This is a genomic window from Vibrio sp. A1-b2, from assembly GCF_021726015.1.
GTDB classification, from domain to species: Bacteria; Pseudomonadota; Gammaproteobacteria; order Enterobacterales; family Vibrionaceae; genus Vibrio; species Vibrio diazotrophicus.
Genome location: NZ_JAKKCI010000008.1, coordinates 145,223 through 162,333, shown reverse-complemented (window position 1 = coordinate 162,333; position 17,111 = coordinate 145,223). Strand labels below are relative to the sequence as shown.

The 17,111-nt window shown below is 44.2% G+C and carries 16 protein-coding genes; 12 read left to right on the top strand and 4 right to left on the bottom strand.

Annotated features, from left to right (window positions below):
• Positions 1–32 precede the first annotated feature (32 nt).
• Positions 33–737, top strand: a complete 705-nt coding sequence (gene phnR / locus L3V23_RS16690) for a phosphonate utilization transcriptional regulator PhnR (protein WP_237292579.1) — start codon at positions 33–35, stop codon at positions 735–737.
• A gap of 68 nt (positions 738–805) precedes the next feature.
• Here the strand turns inward: phnR and L3V23_RS16685 are convergent, their stop codons facing one another.
• Both L3V23_RS16685 and L3V23_RS16680 read right to left on the bottom strand, forming a co-directional pair.
• On the bottom strand, positions 806–1,594 hold the full coding sequence (locus L3V23_RS16685) for a siderophore-interacting protein (RefSeq protein WP_237292577.1): 789 nt from the start codon (positions 1,592–1,594) through the stop codon (positions 806–808).
• Positions 1,595–1,788: 194 nt separating this feature from the next.
• Positions 1,789–2,622, bottom strand: coding sequence for a helix-turn-helix domain-containing protein (locus L3V23_RS16680; protein WP_042483182.1), 834 nt, complete (start codon positions 2,620–2,622; stop codon positions 1,789–1,791).
• 286 nt (positions 2,623–2,908) lie between these two features.
• On the opposite strand from L3V23_RS16680, the gene L3V23_RS16675 reads away from it, so the two are divergent.
• From L3V23_RS16675 to L3V23_RS16655, 5 genes are all read left to right on the top strand, one after another.
• Entirely contained in the window at positions 2,909–4,048 is a 1,140-nt protein-coding gene (locus tag L3V23_RS16675; RefSeq protein ID WP_102986213.1) for a tyramine oxidase subunit B, read from the top strand.
• Positions 4,049–4,119: 71 nt separating this feature from the next.
• Complete coding sequence (locus L3V23_RS16670) at positions 4,120–4,539, top strand: RidA family protein (protein WP_237292575.1); 420 nt, start codon at positions 4,120–4,122, stop codon at positions 4,537–4,539.
• Positions 4,540–4,586: 47 nt separating this feature from the next.
• A complete protein-coding gene (locus L3V23_RS16665) occupies positions 4,587–5,879 on the top strand; it encodes an FAD-binding oxidoreductase (RefSeq protein ID WP_102986212.1) in 1,293 nt (430 codons plus the stop codon).
• Between the two features lie 52 nt (positions 5,880–5,931).
• Positions 5,932–7,332, top strand: coding sequence for an APC family permease (locus L3V23_RS16660; protein ID WP_237292573.1), 1,401 nt, complete (start codon positions 5,932–5,934; stop codon positions 7,330–7,332).
• Between the two features lie 204 nt (positions 7,333–7,536).
• On the top strand, positions 7,537–8,508 hold the full coding sequence (locus L3V23_RS16655) for a glutathione S-transferase C-terminal domain-containing protein (protein ID WP_237292571.1): 972 nt from the start codon (positions 7,537–7,539) through the stop codon (positions 8,506–8,508).
• 58 nt (positions 8,509–8,566) lie between these two features.
• Here L3V23_RS16655 and L3V23_RS16650 read toward each other — a convergent pair whose 3' ends face one another.
• A complete protein-coding gene (locus L3V23_RS16650) occupies positions 8,567–8,827 on the bottom strand; it encodes a DUF333 domain-containing protein (RefSeq protein ID WP_042483200.1) in 261 nt (86 codons plus the stop codon).
• Between the two features lie 317 nt (positions 8,828–9,144).
• Between L3V23_RS16650 and L3V23_RS16645 the strand changes: the two genes are divergently transcribed.
• The 6 genes from L3V23_RS16645 (at position 9,145) to L3V23_RS16620 (ending at position 16,488) form a co-directional block, all read left to right on the top strand.
• Positions 9,145–10,077: an exopolyphosphatase gene (locus tag L3V23_RS16645; RefSeq protein WP_237292569.1), complete on the top strand. Its 933-nt coding sequence runs from the start codon at positions 9,145–9,147 to the stop codon at positions 10,075–10,077.
• Between the two features lie 88 nt (positions 10,078–10,165).
• Positions 10,166–10,684, top strand: a complete 519-nt coding sequence (locus L3V23_RS16640; RefSeq protein ID WP_042483205.1) for an NUDIX hydrolase — start codon at positions 10,166–10,168, stop codon at positions 10,682–10,684.
• A gap of 214 nt (positions 10,685–10,898) precedes the next feature.
• Positions 10,899–12,716, top strand: a complete 1,818-nt coding sequence (locus L3V23_RS16635; RefSeq protein WP_237292566.1) for an extracellular solute-binding protein — start codon at positions 10,899–10,901, stop codon at positions 12,714–12,716.
• Between the two features lie 8 nt (positions 12,717–12,724).
• Positions 12,725–13,813: a microcin C ABC transporter permease YejB gene (locus L3V23_RS16630; protein ID WP_102941320.1), complete on the top strand. Its 1,089-nt coding sequence runs from the start codon at positions 12,725–12,727 to the stop codon at positions 13,811–13,813.
• A 2-nt stretch (positions 13,814–13,815) separates the two neighbouring features.
• Positions 13,816–14,877: an ABC transporter permease gene (locus L3V23_RS16625; protein WP_237292564.1), complete on the top strand. Its 1,062-nt coding sequence runs from the start codon at positions 13,816–13,818 to the stop codon at positions 14,875–14,877.
• Positions 14,878–16,488 carry an ABC transporter ATP-binding protein gene (locus L3V23_RS16620; RefSeq protein WP_237292563.1) on the top strand — a complete coding sequence of 537 codons (1,611 nt, stop codon included), beginning with the start codon at positions 14,878–14,880 and terminating at the stop codon, positions 16,486–16,488.
• A gap of 7 nt (positions 16,489–16,495) precedes the next feature.
• On the opposite strand, the gene L3V23_RS16615 is transcribed toward L3V23_RS16620, so the two are convergent.
• Positions 16,496–17,071: a TetR/AcrR family transcriptional regulator gene (locus tag L3V23_RS16615; protein WP_102963690.1), complete on the bottom strand. Its 576-nt coding sequence runs from the start codon at positions 17,069–17,071 to the stop codon at positions 16,496–16,498.
• Positions 17,072–17,111 lie beyond the last annotated feature (40 nt).

Here is a 17,111-nt window from a genome sequence, read left to right as displayed (position 1 = left end):
TGTGCTCACAAGATGTAGGTGAAAGGAATACTGTGCAATACGTGAAAATTAAAGATGCCATCGTTGAACAAATTGACGCTGGCATGTTATCGCCAAGACAGAAGCTACCTTCTGAACGCAAATTGGCAGAATCATTCGATACTACTCGCGTAACACTGCGTGAGGCGTTATCGCTACTTGAAGCTGAAGGGCGTGTATTCCGTGAAGACCGACGTGGCTGGTTTATCTCCCCAGATCCACTACGTTATGATCCTACTCAAACGCTTAACTTTAATAAGATGGCTGAGGCGCAAAACCGTGTGCCTAAAACTGATCTACTTGCAGCGAAAGCGATGATCGCCAACAAACAAGCATCAGCACTGCTTGGGTTAAAACCCTTCTCGGATATCTATCGAGTGGACAGAGTGCGATACCTTGATGCTCGTCCTGTGGTATTTGTGACTCACTATGTTCGCCCTGAGCTGTTCCCTGATCTTCTGTCTCACGACATGTCACAGTCATTAACCGAACTCTATAAAGAACACTACTCGACGCAATATCAGTCGGTACGTTACCGCATTTCGACAAGCTCACTGCTGGGAGAAACTGCACAAGCCCTGCGAGCAACCGATGGTACGCCAACCATGGTGGTTGAAAGAGTGAATTATGATGCCAATGGTGACGCAATATGTTGTGACATCGAGTATTGGCGTCATGACGCTATCAGTATCGAATCAGTCGCTCAACTCTCCAGATAAACAATCCTAAGAAAGAAAATAGCCTGCATTAGCAGGCTATTTTTATCTGTCTGTTCGCTGTTCGAAAATTAGTGTTGTTCTTCTGCGTCTTGTCGTTTAATCACTTTGTGACCATCTTCGCTCACGCCATTTTTCCAGTAACTGCTGATATAGATGAAATCTCTGTCTATCTCTTTGTCATTGCGGAAGTATTGGCGCAGGGCTTTCATCGAATCGAACTCACACGCGCACCAAACGGCACATTGTCCTTCTAGCCAAACCTGAGCTTTGACCAGATCAACCAATTTATCGCCGTACTCAGCAATGGCCCAAATTACTTTGACGCCTTGTGGTGCTTCAAGTGTTTGCACATCTTCATGTTCGTTAACCTCAATAACTGCATAACCGCACGCATTTTTATCTAGGTTTGCCAGTGTTACCGCCAGTGCTGGTAGTGAAGTCATGTCAGCAGCTAGAAATACCCAATCTGCATTTGGATTCGTGGATTGTCCTTGGCCCGGTCCTGCAATCGAAATGGTGTCGCCTATTTTTGCATTCATTGCCCAACGAGCGGCAAATCCAGACGATGGGTCATGAGTAATATGGCGGACAAAATCGACCACAATGCTGTTTTTCTGTTCATCAAACTCGCGGATTGTATAAGTGCGCATGATTGGTCTTACGTCTTCTTCTAAACCCGAGAGTTGAGTTGAACCTTCTGGTGAGAACAGAAGTTTGATGTAGTCGCCTTCGTTTTGTTTTCCAAAGTGAGCAATAGCATCACCTTGTAATGTAATTCTTTGAATGCTGGGTGAAATTTTTTCAGCGTCAATAACCGTTAACGGGTAAGCGCTTCTTTTATTTTGATTTTTCTGCATAGTAACTTCTTTCGTACTTATAAAAATATATTCGTTTTTTTATTGATTGCGACGCTACTTTAGCTATAAAAATACAGCTTATCAATGATAATAATTGTCATTTACGAAATTTTACATCCAGATTTCGGGGGTGATTCTAGAAATAAAAAGCACACATTTTGTGCGTAATTTGAGCATTGTTGCCCCAAATAAGTTCAATAACACTGAATTCGATCGAGATAAGTCTTCTGCTTTACTCGGTTCTGATACTCAAGTGGAGTCGCGCTAACCAGCTTTTTAAATTCACGGAGAAAGTGGGATTGATCGCTAAAACCTAAGTTAAAAGCGAGGTCAGAAAAAGCGACTTTATCGAGATGGTTTATATCGTAAATGGCAGATTGGCAGCGAATTGCACGACAAAATGCTTTGGGTGTGAGCCCGAGATCTGCGCGAAACTGGCGTTGTAGAGTCCGGCTGCAATAGCCCGTAAATGTTTCTAGATCCTGAACCTGAATATTTCCCTTCTCATGACAAATTTTGGCGGCGACTTGATGGGTTAAATTGGTGGGCTTTCTACCTTGTTTTCCACGCATAAATTGTTTGGCGATTTGTACCTGCTCTTGAAAAGAACTGGCACTAACAATTTGTTCAACCAGATCCTGAGAATTCAAGACTACATCGACAATATTGCACTGTTTGTTGGTCAATTCTGGAGCTGAAATTTCTATAAAGTCGGGGATAAAACCTGGTACAAAACGCATACCAAAATAGCGATGGTCTTGGTTAAAAGCGACTTCGGTCGCTTCCAAAGTTGTACCGCAAACCAAACCCATAGGGCTGTCGGAATCACAATCAAAAAGCAGGTCAACACAACCGTCTGGAATGGCTGTCGTTGGGGCTTGAGATTTACCCACTTCAAAGCTGTAGAAATGAGAAATAACGGGATTCTCCGTCGTTAAGTTCGTGGCATATTTTTCGGCGCTGAGAACAAACCAAGGTTGTTTGGAGTGTATGTTCGCCACCTGATAGGAGTGAGATGAACTTAACATGATTTCTTGCCTTTCCGTCTGCTTTAAATATTAAAAAATCGTAACGATTTTGTTTCCCTAGTGTTTTCGTGATTAGCAGCAAGTGTGCCAAAAATCAGAATTTAAAAATGGCGGAAAAGATTTTTATCTGTGTCGCAAAAATACAATACGCACAAAAAATCGCTCACTAGTATCGAGTTATCCACTCAAGGAAGAGTCAAAAATCACGCTAAGGTTTGAACTTTTGTGTTGATGGGAAGGCTACGAGAGAGGACTAACAATTAACCCTATGGATACAGGTGAATGTATGTCAGCAAACACGAAAATTGATTTTATCTATCTCTCTGAAAAGGACATGATCGAAGCAGGCGTAACCAACATGCCTCAATGTGTGGACACGATGGAAGAGATGTTCGCACTGCTATATCGCGGAGATTACCGTATGGCGGGAGCAAACAACGACTCTCATGGTGCAATGATCACTTTCCCGGAAGAGCCTGAATTTGCAACCATGCCAAAACACTCTCCAGACCGCCGTTTGATGGCGATGCCAGCGTACTTAGGCGGTAGTTTCCAAACCTGTGGCGTGAAATGGTATGGCTCTAATATCGCCAACCGAGAAAAAGGTCTACCACGTTCGATTTTGATGTTCACGCTTAACGACGCTGACACCGGCGCTCCGTTGGCTCATATGTCCGCTAACCTGCTTTCCGCATACCGCACTGGCGCTGTTCCGGGGGTAGGTGCTCGTTACCTTGCACGTAAAGATTCAAAAGTGATTGGTTTATTAGGTCCGGGTGTAATGGGTAAGACATCGGTAGCGGCTTTCATGGCTGCATGCCCGCTAATCGATACGCTCAAAGTTAAAGGGCGCGGTAAGAAGAGTCTTGATGATTTTATTACCTGGGTTCACGTTAACTACCCACAAATTACCTCAGTAAAAGTTGTTGATACCATTGAAGATGTTGTCCGTGATGCTGACATCGTTACTTACTGCAACTCCGGTGAGACTGGTGATGTGTCTAGCTATCCAGAAGTAAAACGCAAGTGGGTAAAACCGGGAGCATTCCTCTCAATGCCTGCGTACTGCCGCTTAGATTCCGATCTTGAAAAAGAAGATGTTCGCAAAGTAGCGGATAACCCTGGCCTTTATGACGCATGGTTTGAAGAAGTGCCAAAACCGGCGCACCAATACATTCCAATCATTGGCGTTCGTTTTATGGACATGATTGAAGAAGGCTTAATGAAAAAAGAGCAGTTCGAAGATTTAGGCAAAATCGTCGCTGGGGATGCGGTTGGTCGTCAAAACGATGAGGAGATCATCATTTTGTCGGTAGGCGGTTTACCTGTTGAAGACGTAGCTTGGGGAACGGTTGTTTATCGCAACGCAATTGAACAAGGTATTGGCGTGAAACTGAATCTTTGGGACGAACCTGAGCTGCGTTAATTGAAACGTTTCGCTAGTTACAACCATCAACCAAAACCTATTAGTACTTCACTTTCATTTAGGAAATCAGCATGGCGCAGATCGTCAAAGTTAAAACCGGTTCAAAGTTCGAAGAAATGGGCAGTTATTCACGAGCCGTTGCCGTCGACAATTGGATTTATGTATCGAACACAGCAGGGCGTAATCCCGAAACACAATTGATTAGTGAAAGTGTGCTTGAGCAGACTGAGCAAGTATTTAGCAATATCGAAAGAGCTCTAAAAGCGCTAGATAGTTCGCTCAATGATGTTGTGATGTCACGTGTGTTTATTCAAAACCCAGAAGATGTATCGATTGTTATGGAACTGATTGGCACTAAATTCAGAGGAATAAACCCAGCGACGACAGTTACGTGCCCACCTTTGGGCTCAACCATTTACAAAGTTGAGTTAGAGATAACCGCGTACCGAGGTGCTTCAGGTTTGGAAACACAACAAATCGTCCTAGCGTAATGGAGTGTGGATGGGGCGATGCCTCATCCTTTTTAGGATAAAGGATTATGACTAAAACCCTTGAACGAATTCAGACTACAGATGTGATTCCAGAATCGACCAGTGTTGTGATCATTGGTGGTGGAATTGTTGGTGTTAGTGCAGCACTGACCTTAGCGGAAAGAAATATACCTGTGGTGTTGCTTGAAAAAGGACATATAGCTGGAGAGCAGTCATCTAGAAACCTTGGTTGGATTCGTAAGACAAACCGACATTTTGATGATGTACCTTTGGCACAAGCGGCAGATAAACTTTGGGCTCAGATGTCACAACGAGTCGGACGTGATGTTGGTTATAAACAAGCAGGCATCATGTTCTTATCCGATTCAGAAGAACAATTGGTGATGCATGAAAGCTGGTTGGAGTCGGTTAAGTCTCTGGAACTGGACTCTCGTATGTTAACGCCTACGGATGTCGACACTATGGTGCAGGGCGGAAAAGGTAAATGGTTGGGGGGGATCTATACTCCTTCAGATGGTCGTGCTGAACCAGCGATTGCAACTAGTGCTATGGCTCAAGCAGCCGTTAACAAAGGCGCTATTTTAGTTCAGAACTGTGCGGTACGAGGACTATCACGTTCTGCGGGGAAAGTGACAGGCGTTGTCACTGAACAAGGCGAGATTCGATGCGAACAAGTACTGTTAGCGGGTGGCGCATGGTCACGTCGCTTTTTGGACAACGAAGGCATTTCTCTTCCGACATTGCCGCTTATCTGCTCAGTGATGCGCACTAAGCCAATGGAAGGTCCAACTGAGATTGCTGTTGGTGCGTCAAACTTCTCTTTCCGCAAACATCAGGACGGCGGATTCATCATAACTCAACGTGGTGCTTTGGATGCTCCTTTATGTCTCGACCATCTATTAATAGGACACCGATACCTTAGCCAACTTAAGAGCCAAAGAAGTTATTTGCGTGTTTCACTCGGCAATTATTTCTTAAAAGATTTAGCAATTTCAAGACGTTGGGACAGTGGTTCAAGCTCACCTTTTGAGAAAGTGAGAACTATTGACCCATTGCATAATAGTGGATTAAATCAGGAGGCCTTAACCAATTTACGTAAAGCCTGGCCAGCGTTTGATAGCGCACAGATTGAAGAAGCTTGGGCTGGACAAATCGATGTAACACCAGATTCAAACCCTGTTATTGATCGGATAAAGGATATTCCGGGATTAACCATAGCGACGGGTTTTTCAGGGCATGGCTTTGGTACAGGACCTGCGGCAGGGCAGTTAGCTGCAGATTTAGTTAGCGGTATGAACCCAATCATAGATCCGTCACCTTATCGGTTTGACAGACTATAGATTGAACATTTGGTTTAGGTCATAAGACTCTATTTACAAAAGGAATTTGGATATGAGCGACACTACATACTCAAGCAAAATTGCTACCGCTGGAGGATCAGCGGATAAAACAAAAATCAATAAAATGGGATTACCAACCATGATGGCGATCTGCATCGGCCTTGTCATTGTGCAAGGCGCGATGATCTCCGCAACACAGGGTATCGGTATAGGTGGAATGGCGTTTGTTGCAGCGATGGTTTGTGCATACATGTTGGCGCAATTTAACGCGATGAGTTTTGCGGAACTGTCTCTGATGTTTCCTCGAGAAGGCACGTTAGCCACATACACGCAGAAAGCGATAGGTCACTTTCCGGCAATAGTGTCTGTTTTTTCGGGTTATGTGGTGGTCGCGATTTTGGCATTACCTGTCGAAATGTTCTTGGTAGATGCAATGTTGTCAGAATTACTGCCGGGTTTATTCCCCGCAAAGTTAGTGCCGATTGCGATTTTGGTTATTTTAAGTGTCACCAACCTGATTGGTGCTGACGTGTTTGCGAAAGTTCAAAATATGTTAGCGTTTGTATTGGTCAGTGCACTTATTCTGATTGGAATCTTTGCTATTACTGGTGCTAGTGAACCACATCCAGTTCTAACTGGAGACAGTGTTGACTGGAGTTTCGGCGGTGTGCTGGATGGCAGTTTTGTCGGCTTAATCGCATTAGCGATGTGGCTGATGGTTGGTGTTGAGTTTATTTGTCCAATGATCAATGAAGTGCAGAATCCGACAAAGAATATACCGCGTGCCATGCACTGGTCATTGACGATGATATTTGCCATTTTTCTAGCATTTGCTTACGGTGCCACGCTGTATCTGGATACTGAAACATTGGTTACGTCACCGATTCCTTACCTGAATTATGCAAATGGTGTGTTTGGTCAAAGCGGTTTGTTAGTCGCTACTGTGATGGCACTGACGGCGACATGCAGTACGATTAATACGATTCTGGCTTCTATTCCTAGAATGTTGCACGGCATGGCGATGCAAGGACAAGCGTTCCCTCAGCTAAAAGCAAAGAACCGCTACGATGTTCCGTGGGCTGGTGTGGTTATGATTGCATCATGCACAGCGATAGCGTTCATGTTGGTTAATATTGATTCACTGATTGTGTTGGTTATTGCTGCAACCACAAGCTGGTTACTGGCTTACATGGTGGCACATATTGACGTGATTGTATTACGTAAGAAACTGCCTAATCAAAATCGTCCTTATAAATCGCCTTTCTTCCCCATTCCACAGATCCTCGGCATCGTTGCTATGGGGTATGTCGCGCTTCATAACTCACCATCTGAAGAGATGACACAAATGGTATACAGCGTTGCGGGCGGTATCTTGCTGCTTATCAGCTTCATTGGTGCGCTTTGGGTTAAATTCTATATGAAGCGTGGTCTGTTTACACCTGATATGAACTAACCAAGATATTCGTTCTTTTATATCTAAAGCCAACAGTGGCCAGCGCTGTTGGCTTTTGTCACTTCATCATAGGTATAAATTTATAAACGTATTGTTGATTATTTCTCATTGAATACGTCATTGCTCTAATTCGCGATGGTAATCATACTGAATCCAGTATTTAGAAGGTTAGAAAAATTGAGTCGATTCAGATAAGGGGTTGCCATGTTAGTTGACGGTAAATGGACAAAAGATTGGAAAGCAATGCAGAAAGCCGACGAGAAAGGACGTTTTGTTCGACAAGTCTCCAGTTTTCGTAACTGGATAACACCCGATGGCAGCGCCGGCCCAACAGGTATTGGTGGTTTCAAAGCTGAAGCGGGGCGTTATCGTCTGTACGTTGCTTATATTTGTCCGTGGGCTTCACGGACATTGATGGCTCGTAAGCTCAAAGGTTTAGATGATTACATCGAAGTAACAGTGGTGAATCCTGTATTGACCAACCAAGGTTGGAGCTTTTCGCAATACGCAGGTTCTGACACTGACCCATTGTTTAATTCGAACTACCTCCATGAAATCTACACTCGAGCGGATGCACACTTTACTGGTCGTGCGACCGTTCCTGTATTGTGGGACATGAAACAGAATGTGATGGTAAATAACGAGAGCGCAGATATATTGCGTATGTTAGATACCGCATTCGAACACTTAGTGCCGTCAGATGTACGTTTGTATCCAGAACAATACGCATGTGAAATTGATGAGTTGAATCCCCGTATCTATGACCTGCTAAACAATGGTGTTTATAAAGCGGGTTTTACGCAGTCGCAGGAGTCTTATTTAGAAGCCGTAACCGGTGTTTTCTCGATGCTTGACGAACTGGAACAACGTCTGGAAGGTCAAGATTATCTGGTGGGCAATCAGTTAACGGAAACCGATGTTCGCACTTTCGTCACCCTGATTCGTTTTGATGCTGCTTATCATGGCTTGTTTAAGACTAACTTCAAACGTATTGCAGATTGCAAAAATCTATCTGCTTATATGGAGCGAATTTTACGTTTGCCCGGTGTTGTGGATACGGTAAATATGGACCATATCATCACTGGCTATTACTCAATCAAAGATCTTAATCCTTCCGGTGTGCGGCCAATCGGACCAAAACACATTGATGATTTGCTTCGCTCTGTAGGGCACTAAAACAAAAGGCAGCTAAAGCTGCCTTTTGTTGTTCGCGACTAAGTGAATCGCTATGTACTTATTGCTTATCTTTTTCTTGGCGGTTTTCGTAGTATTCCCACTGTTCGACCTTCTCATCATCTGAGAGCACACAATACGTTACGCGTTTATCGTTCTCAGTGACCATTGCGAGTTTTCCGCCTTGCTGTACACAGTAGAGTGAGGCAGGGCTCGTGGTTGCTTCATACTCCTTCACAGCGTATTCATCTGGTTCGTTTGAGCAGCCAACAAGTAGTGCACTACCTATTAAAGCTGAAATCACAAAACTGTGTTTTTTCATCGGGTATCTCCATGGGCTTATTGAGTTTATTTTAAATTGGTTCTGCTTGGTGTTTCAGCGGTTTGGCCTGCCGTCATTTACTCTTCTTCACATTCACAAAGAGTAGTTAACGCGACCATTTAGAAACGAGCTGTAACTTAAAGTGATTACGCCATATGGAAATTGTAGAATATTTTTTTAAAAACCATTGTCTTAAGTTTGTTAAAAAAAACATGCTGTCTAAAATTAAGGCATAGTGCTTTCTTGAGTTGAGCATCAATAGCGGTGAAAGCATGAGGTGAAGAATGACGAGTATAAAAAATTTAGGGGATTAACCAATGGCGGAGAACAAATATCGGCTTGTCACCCGAAGTGACTTTGACGGATTGGTTTGCGCAGTGTTGCTCAAAAAACTTAATTTAATTAACGACATCAAATTTGTGCATCCCAAAGATATGCAAGACGGCAAGATAGCGATAACAGAAAACGACATCACCACCAACTTACCTTATGTTGAAAACGCCTTTCTGATATTTGACCACCACCTTTCTGAAACCATTCGCAATACAGAATCCAGACTCAATCACATCATCGATCCTAATGCGCCTTCTGCGGCGCGAGTGGTATGGGACTACTACGGTGGGTTGGATGTCTTTCCTGAAGCATGGTTGGAAATGATGGAAGCGGTGGACAAAGGTGATTCCGCTCAGTTCACACGTGATGAAGTACTGGATTCTACGGGATGGAACCTACTTAACTTTTTGATGGATGCGAGAACTGGCTTGGGGCGGTTTCGCGATTTCAGAATTTCAAACTATAACCTGATGATGGATCTGATTGATTACTGCGGTAATCACACCATAGAGCAAATTCTCGATCTGCCTGATGTGAGAGAACGGATCGAGTTGTATCGAGAGCACGAAAACAAGTTTAAAGAGCAAGTTATGAAGTGCGGCACCGTGTATAGAAATCTGGTGGTGTTAGATCTAACCGAAGAAGAAGTGATTTACGCTGGCAACCGTTTTATCATTTATGCCCTTTACCCGCAGTGTAATATTTCAATTCATAAAATGTGGGGTTTCCAAAAGCAAAACATCGTGTTTGCCACAGGTAAATCCATCTTTGATCGCAGCTCAAAAACCAACGTAGGCGAGCTAATGCTTGAATATGGAGGCGGTGGTCACCACGCAGCGGGAACTTGTCAGATCGATGTTGATCTCGCACCGAAAGTTGAGCAAGAGTTGATTAAGCGAATCACCGCAGATGGTTGAAATTATTGCTTGTTCCAAGTGATTTATGCCCCGTTAAACGGGGCTTTTTTATGTTAGAATTCGCGCCGAGAAAATTAAGGGAACAACCATGAGACATTTACAAACTGCCGTTCATCCGGATGTCGAACGCTTAAGCCAGTACACAGTGCTACAACGCAAAGCAACAAGAGCGATTGTGATTGATGGCGAAGATATCTTGATGCTGTATACCGAGCGATATCATGACTACACACTTCCGGGTGGCGGGTTAGATGACGGTGAAGATGTGCTTGCGGGTTTGGTACGTGAGCTGGAAGAAGAAACCGGAGCAAAGAATATCCATTCCATCAAGCCTTATGGTATCTACGAGGAGTTTCGCCCTTGGTACAAAAATGATTTTGATGTGATGCATATGATCTCGTATTGCTACACCTGCAAGATTGATCGCGAACTGGGCAACACCAAATTTGAAGACTACGAAATACGCAATGGCATGGAACCTCGTTGGATTAATATTCACCAAGCGATAGCTCACAACGAAAAAACCATTCTAGAAAGCCCGAAAAAGGGGATGAGTATCGAGCGCGAAACTTATTTGCTGCGTTTGATTGCTCAAGAAATGCTCTGATATCTCTAAAGCGTGAGACATGAACATAAGAAACCGCTGAAATGTAGATTTGTTGCAACTTGCTGACGCTTTGGCGGTTTCGTTCTGTGGAAACTTCTCTATACTTATCCAAGTGACTGAATTATTAATAATATCCTGCATTATCCGGATATGAGCTATGTAATATGGCGTCGGGTAACTCAGTGTCATTTTGATAAATAGAAGGATTCGCGGAATGGGAAATACCAAACCACTTGTTTTAGGGATTGTGCTTACTGCAATTAGCCACTTTGCTTTGGCGAATGTTATCGAAACCACAAGATTGGTTGGCTTTGGTGAAGCAAAGTATCCGCAAGACTTTACTCATTTTGATTACGTCAATCCTGATGCTCCCAAGTACGGAAAAATCACTTACGGACAGGTCGGTACTTACGATAATTTTAACCGCTATGCCTCACGCGGTGTGCCTGCGATATACACAGGTGAACTTTATGACACCTTGATGTATTCACCAACCGATGAAATTGACTCCTATTACCCCCTTATCACTGAAAAAGTTCGCTATTCCGATGATTACACCTGGCTTGAGTTAGACATTAATCCTAAAGCCCGCTTTCAGGATGGAGAGCCAATTACCGCAGCCGATGTGGAATTTACCTTCAACAAGTTCATGACTGAAGGCGTACCTCAGTACCGCGTCTATTACAAAGAGATCAAATCCGTTAAGGCGATAGCACCACTGACCGTGCGTATTGAAATGTCGGAACCCAATAGAGAAAAGTTGTTTAGCTTTGCTCAAGGAACCCGAGTGTTACCCGAACATTTCTGGAAAGACAAAAACTTCGCAGAGCCTTTAAATGAGCCACCAGTAGGTAGCGGCCCATACAAAATCTCGGACTACAAAATGGGTCAGAGCGTGACGTATGAGCTGGATGACAACTACTGGGCCAAGGATCTCCCCGTCAATGTTGGGCGCAACAACTTCAAGCAAGTTCAATATGACTATTACCGAGATGATACGGTGATGCTGGAAGCATTCAAGGCAGGTGAGTTTGATTTACGTCAGGAGAGCCAAGCTAAGTTCTGGGCGACATCTTACACTGGCGTTAACTTCGATAATGGCTTTATTAAGAAAGAAGAAATCGAGCACAATGCGCCCGCCAGTACACAAGGTTTTGTGTTTAACACGCAAAGACCGGTATTCCAAGATGTGCGAGTTCGTGAAGCTCTGAACTATGCGATGGATTTTGAGTGGATGAACAAGAACATGTTCTATAGCCAATACTCACGCACTCGCAGCTATTTCCAAAACACCGACTATGAAGCGAAAGGCTTACCAAGCGAAGAAGAGTTAGCTATTCTCAACCCAGTTAAACAAGCTATACCACCCAGAGTATTTACTGAAGAGTATCAACCGCCAGTGACGGACGGCAGTGGCCGTATCCGCACCCAAATGAGAACCGCGTTTGCGTTATTAAAAAGCGCAGGCTGGGAGCTGAAAGATAAAGTGATGGTGAACGCTAAAACTGGCGAACCAATGACCTTTGAGCTGCTTATCTACAACCCGACCACTGAGCGTATCGCGATACCGTTGCAAAAAAATCTCAAACTGATGGGGATTGAGATGAAAATTCGCACCGTTGATAACACGCAATATATCAAGCGACTACGTGACCGCGATTTCGATATGGTCTCTTCATCTTATTTTGCTAACCCTTTCCCAAGTTCTAACCTGATGATTGTATGGAACTCAAACTACATAGATTCAACCTACAACACTGCTGGAGTGATGGATCCGGTTATTGACGACTTGACGCTGCAGATTTCTAAAAATCAGGAACAACCGAAAAAGCTGTTAAGTTTAGGCCGTGCGCTTGACCGAATTTTGCAGTGGAACTTCTACATCATTCCTCAGTGGCATTCGAGTCTTTATCGTGTAGCGATGTGGGATAAGTTTGAGCGACCAAGTGTGATGCCAAAATACGATTTAGGTTTAGATACTTGGTGGATCTCGAAAGAGAAAGCCGAAAAACTGCCTGAAAAACGTCGATAAGAGGTTATATGGCTGCCTATATTTTTCGCCGTCTGTTGTTGGTTATTCCTACGTTGTGGGCAATCATCACTATCAACTTTTTTATCATCCAAATTGCACCGGGTGGCCCTGTCGAGCAAGCCATCGCTCAGTTAGAAGGGCAAACATCCGGTGTCATGGAGCGCTTTTCTGGTGGTGGTCAGGAAGTCGATTTGTCGAGTGCCGACAACAGCAATGGCGGCGGATACAAAGGCTCTCGCGGTTTGGATCCAGAAGTGGTAGAAGCAATAAAGCGTCAGTTTGGGTTTGATAAGCCTTTACATGTGCGTTATTTCGATATGCTGAAAAACTACGTCACGTTTAACTTCGGTGAGAGTCTGTTCCGTGGCGGTAACGTGATTGATTTGATTGTCGACCGTCTGCCTGTCTCTATATCTCTGGGATTATGGAGCACCTTAATCATCTACCTAATTTCCATCCCGCTGGGAATAATGAAGGCGATACATCATGGATCCCGCTTTGATATTTGGTCGAGCGCGCTAGTGATTGTCGGCTACGCCATTCCCGGATTTTTGTTCGCTATCATTCTGATCATCTTGTTCGCAAGTGGTAACTACTTTAGTTGGTTCCCTTTGCGCGGTTTGGTTTCGGATAACTTCGACAGCCTTACTTGGTACCAACAGGTTATCGACTATTTCTGGCATCTCGCATTGCCAACCTGCGCTATGGTGATTGGTGGATTCGCTACATTGAGCATGTTAACCAAGAACTCGTTTCTGGATGAGATCAACAAACAGTATGTCGTAACCGCTCGTGCAAAAGGGCTGGATGAGGGCAGTATTCTGTATAAGCATGTGTTTCGTAACGCCATGCTGATCATCATCGCTGGCTTCCCCAGTGCGTTTATCAGTATTTTCTTTACGGGCTCTATGTTGATTGAAGTGATGTTTTCGCTGGAAGGGATTGGCTTATTGGGTTTTGAATCTACCATTCAAAGGGATTATCCGGTGGTGTTTAGTTCACTGTATATCATGACTCTGCTTGGGCTGTTACTCGGTATTATTTCGGATTTAACCTATACATGGGTTGATCCGCGCATTGATTTTGAGGCGCGCTGATTGTGTTAGTCAAAAATAGGGCGCTACGAAAAAACGCAACTGCAAATCCGCTAACCATAGCGCGTTGGCAGAGATTTAAAGCCAATCGCCGTGGCTTCTGGTCACTGTGGCTATTTTCACTTTTGTTTATTGTCAGCCTATTTGCGGAAGTGATTGCAAACGACAAGCCGCTGTTTATTTCTTACGATAATCAGTGGTTCTTCCCTGTATCTAATGCTTATGCTGAGACACGTTTCGGCGGCGAGTTTGAAACTGAAGCAGACTATACCGACCCTTATGTTATCGAATTGATTGAAGAGAAAGGTTATATCATTTGGCCTGTTATCCGCTTTAGTTACGACACGATTAACTTCAATATTCAAGGTTCGGTGCCATCTGCTCCTGATGCTGTGAACTGGTTAGGCACGGATGACAAAGGACGAGACGTACTTGCTCGGATCATTTATGGCTTTCGCATTTCCGTTTTGTTTGGATTTGTATTAACGGTCGTGTCCTCGTTTGTTGGGGTGATTGTTGGTGCGACTCAAGGATATTACGGCGGCTGGCTAGATTTGCTAGGGCAGCGCTTTATTGAAGTGTGGTCTGGTTTGCCAACGTTGTTTTTACTCATCATTTTATCCAGCTTTGTGGAACCTAATTTTTGGTGGTTACTGGGGATCATGGTGCTGTTTAGCTGGATGAGTTTGGTTGGTGTTGTTCGTGCGGAGTTTTTGCGTTGCAGAAATTTCGATTATGTTCGCGCGGCGCAAGCCATGGGAGTGAGTGACTCGTGCATTATGCTACGACATATGTTGCCAAACGCTATGGTGGCTTCACTGACTATGATGCCGTTTATTCTTTCTGGCTCAGTAACGACATTAACTTCTTTAGATTTCTTAGGTTTTGGTCTTCCCGCAGGTTCGCCGTCATTGGGTGAATTGCTTGCGCAGGGCAAAGCAAACTTACAAGCTCCTTGGCTCGGTATTTCTGCGTTTGTCGTGCTTTCGATGATGCTTACTCTACTTGTCTTTATTGGCGAAGCTGTGCGTGACGCCTTTGATCCAAATATGCAAAGGAGAGGATAGATGAGCGAACATTCGTTAAAAATCGAAAGCCTGCTTAAAATCGAAAACCTCTCTGTGGGTTTTGGTCGAGGTGACGCTATTGAGAAAGTCACAGAACAAGTTTCTTTCACCATCAACAAAGGCGAAACACTGGCGCTGGTGGGAGAGAGTGGCTCTGGGAAATCGGTCACTGCCAATGCAATATTAAAGTTGTTACCGAAGGGTTCTGCTCACTATCTTGAGGGTAATATCCAGTTTTCGGGCTTAGATACGCTTAGCTGTTCTGAACGACAACTGAGAGGCATCCGTGGTGGGCGCATTGGTATGATATTCCAAGAGCCTATGGTCTCGTTGAATCCTCTGCATAAGATTGGCAAGCAGCTAGTGGAAACACTGGCCATTCATCGTGGCGTCAGGCAGAAAAAAGCCGAAGAGCAGGCAATTGGCTGGTTAGCGAAAGTCGGTATTCGTCATCCCGAACAGAAGATAAATGCTTATCCTCACGAACTTTCTGGCGGAGAGCGGCAAAGAGTAATGATAGCGATGGCGCTGATTAACGAGCCCGAGTTATTAATTGCTGATGAGCCAACCACTGCACTTGATGTCTCTGTACAGGCGCAGATTCTCGACTTGCTGAAAGCGTTACAACAAGAGCTGGGAATGGCAATGCTGTTTATTACTCATGACTTAAGTATTGTCAGACGGATTGCTGATCGTGTTGCGGTTATGCAGCACGGCAAGCTGGTGGAAATAGAAGCGTGTAAAACGCTTTTCTCCGCACCAAAACATCCATATACCAAGTTGCTAATCGAATCCGATCCGCGCGGTGTACCTGTTAACGTCGATATAAATAGTCCAAGTTTGCTGACCACAGAGCAGTTGAAAGTGTGGTTCCCGATTAGAGGCGGGCTACTAAGAAAAACCATTGCGCATATCAAAGCGGTCACTGATATGCAGTTTGACCTGAAAAAGGGACATTCGATTGGTTTAGTGGGCGAAAGCGGGTCGGGGAAATCAACCACAGGGATGGCGATATTAAAACTGGTGGAATCCGAAGGTTCTATTCGCTACCAAGGAAACGAGCTGCAAGGGCTAGACAGAAAAAGAATGTTGCCTTACCGCAGTCGAATGCAAGTGGTTTTCCAAGATCCCTTTTCGGCGTTAAACCCTCGGATGTCTGTCGCTCAGGTTATTGGAGAAGGCTTGCGTGTGCATTTTGAACATGATGAGCAAACTATCGATCAGCTTATTTGTGAAGTAATGAAAGAGGTCGATCTCGACCCAGAGACTCGTCATCGTTATCCAAACGAGTTTTCCGGTGGGCAGAGGCAGCGCATTGCTATTGCGAGGGCACTAGTGTTAAAGCCTGAGTTTATATTGCTTGATGAGCCGACTTCTTCGCTTGACCGTACGGTTCAGGCGCAGGTGTTGGATTTGCTCAAATCTCTGCAAGAGAAGTATGGCTTAACTTATTTGTTTATCAGTCACGACCTCAACGTAGTGAAGTCTCTGTGTCATTACACCATTGTGATGAAGCAAGGAAAAATTGTGGAGCAAGGGGAAACACAAGCTTTGTTTAACAAACCTTCGCATCCCTATACTCAAGAGCTGGTCAACCTGTCTACGTTTTGATTCTTCGTCAGGCTTTGATCAACATAAGTAAAGTGGTCAAAGCCATTTCTAAATCTTCATTGCGCTTGGCTTTTCCGAGCACTCGCATGCCTTGCATCTGTGTTAAGACAAGCTGAGCCAAAGCTCTTGGATCATGAGATGCGCGCAGCTTACTCTGGCGTTGAGCGTTGCTAATCGCTCTCGAAATTATCTCTATCAAGTGGTCAAACAGAAAATGGCCTTTCTGTAATACGGTGTCATCGGTTCCTGCATGTTCCACAAGGGCGTTTTGCATAAAACAGCCACGGTTGTTCAGCCTTTGTATTTCAGCAAATTGTTTAAGAAATTGTTCCAGTTCTTCGAGTGAAGCGTCCTGGTTTTCCAATGACGACAGCGTAGGAATAGAAACGCTTGATAGGTATTTCTCCAATGCTTCGTAATACAAATTTTGCTTATCACCGAAAGAGTTATAAAGGCTAAAACGGTTGATTTGTAATGAATCAATCAGGTCAGAGATCGCAGTATTGGCATAGCCTTTCTGCCAGAATAGCTCCATCGCTTGAACAAGCTTTTCGTCTCTATCAAAGTTACTTTTTCTCGCCATATCGCTGGCCTCATCTGCAATAATTAATTCTTGACTGATC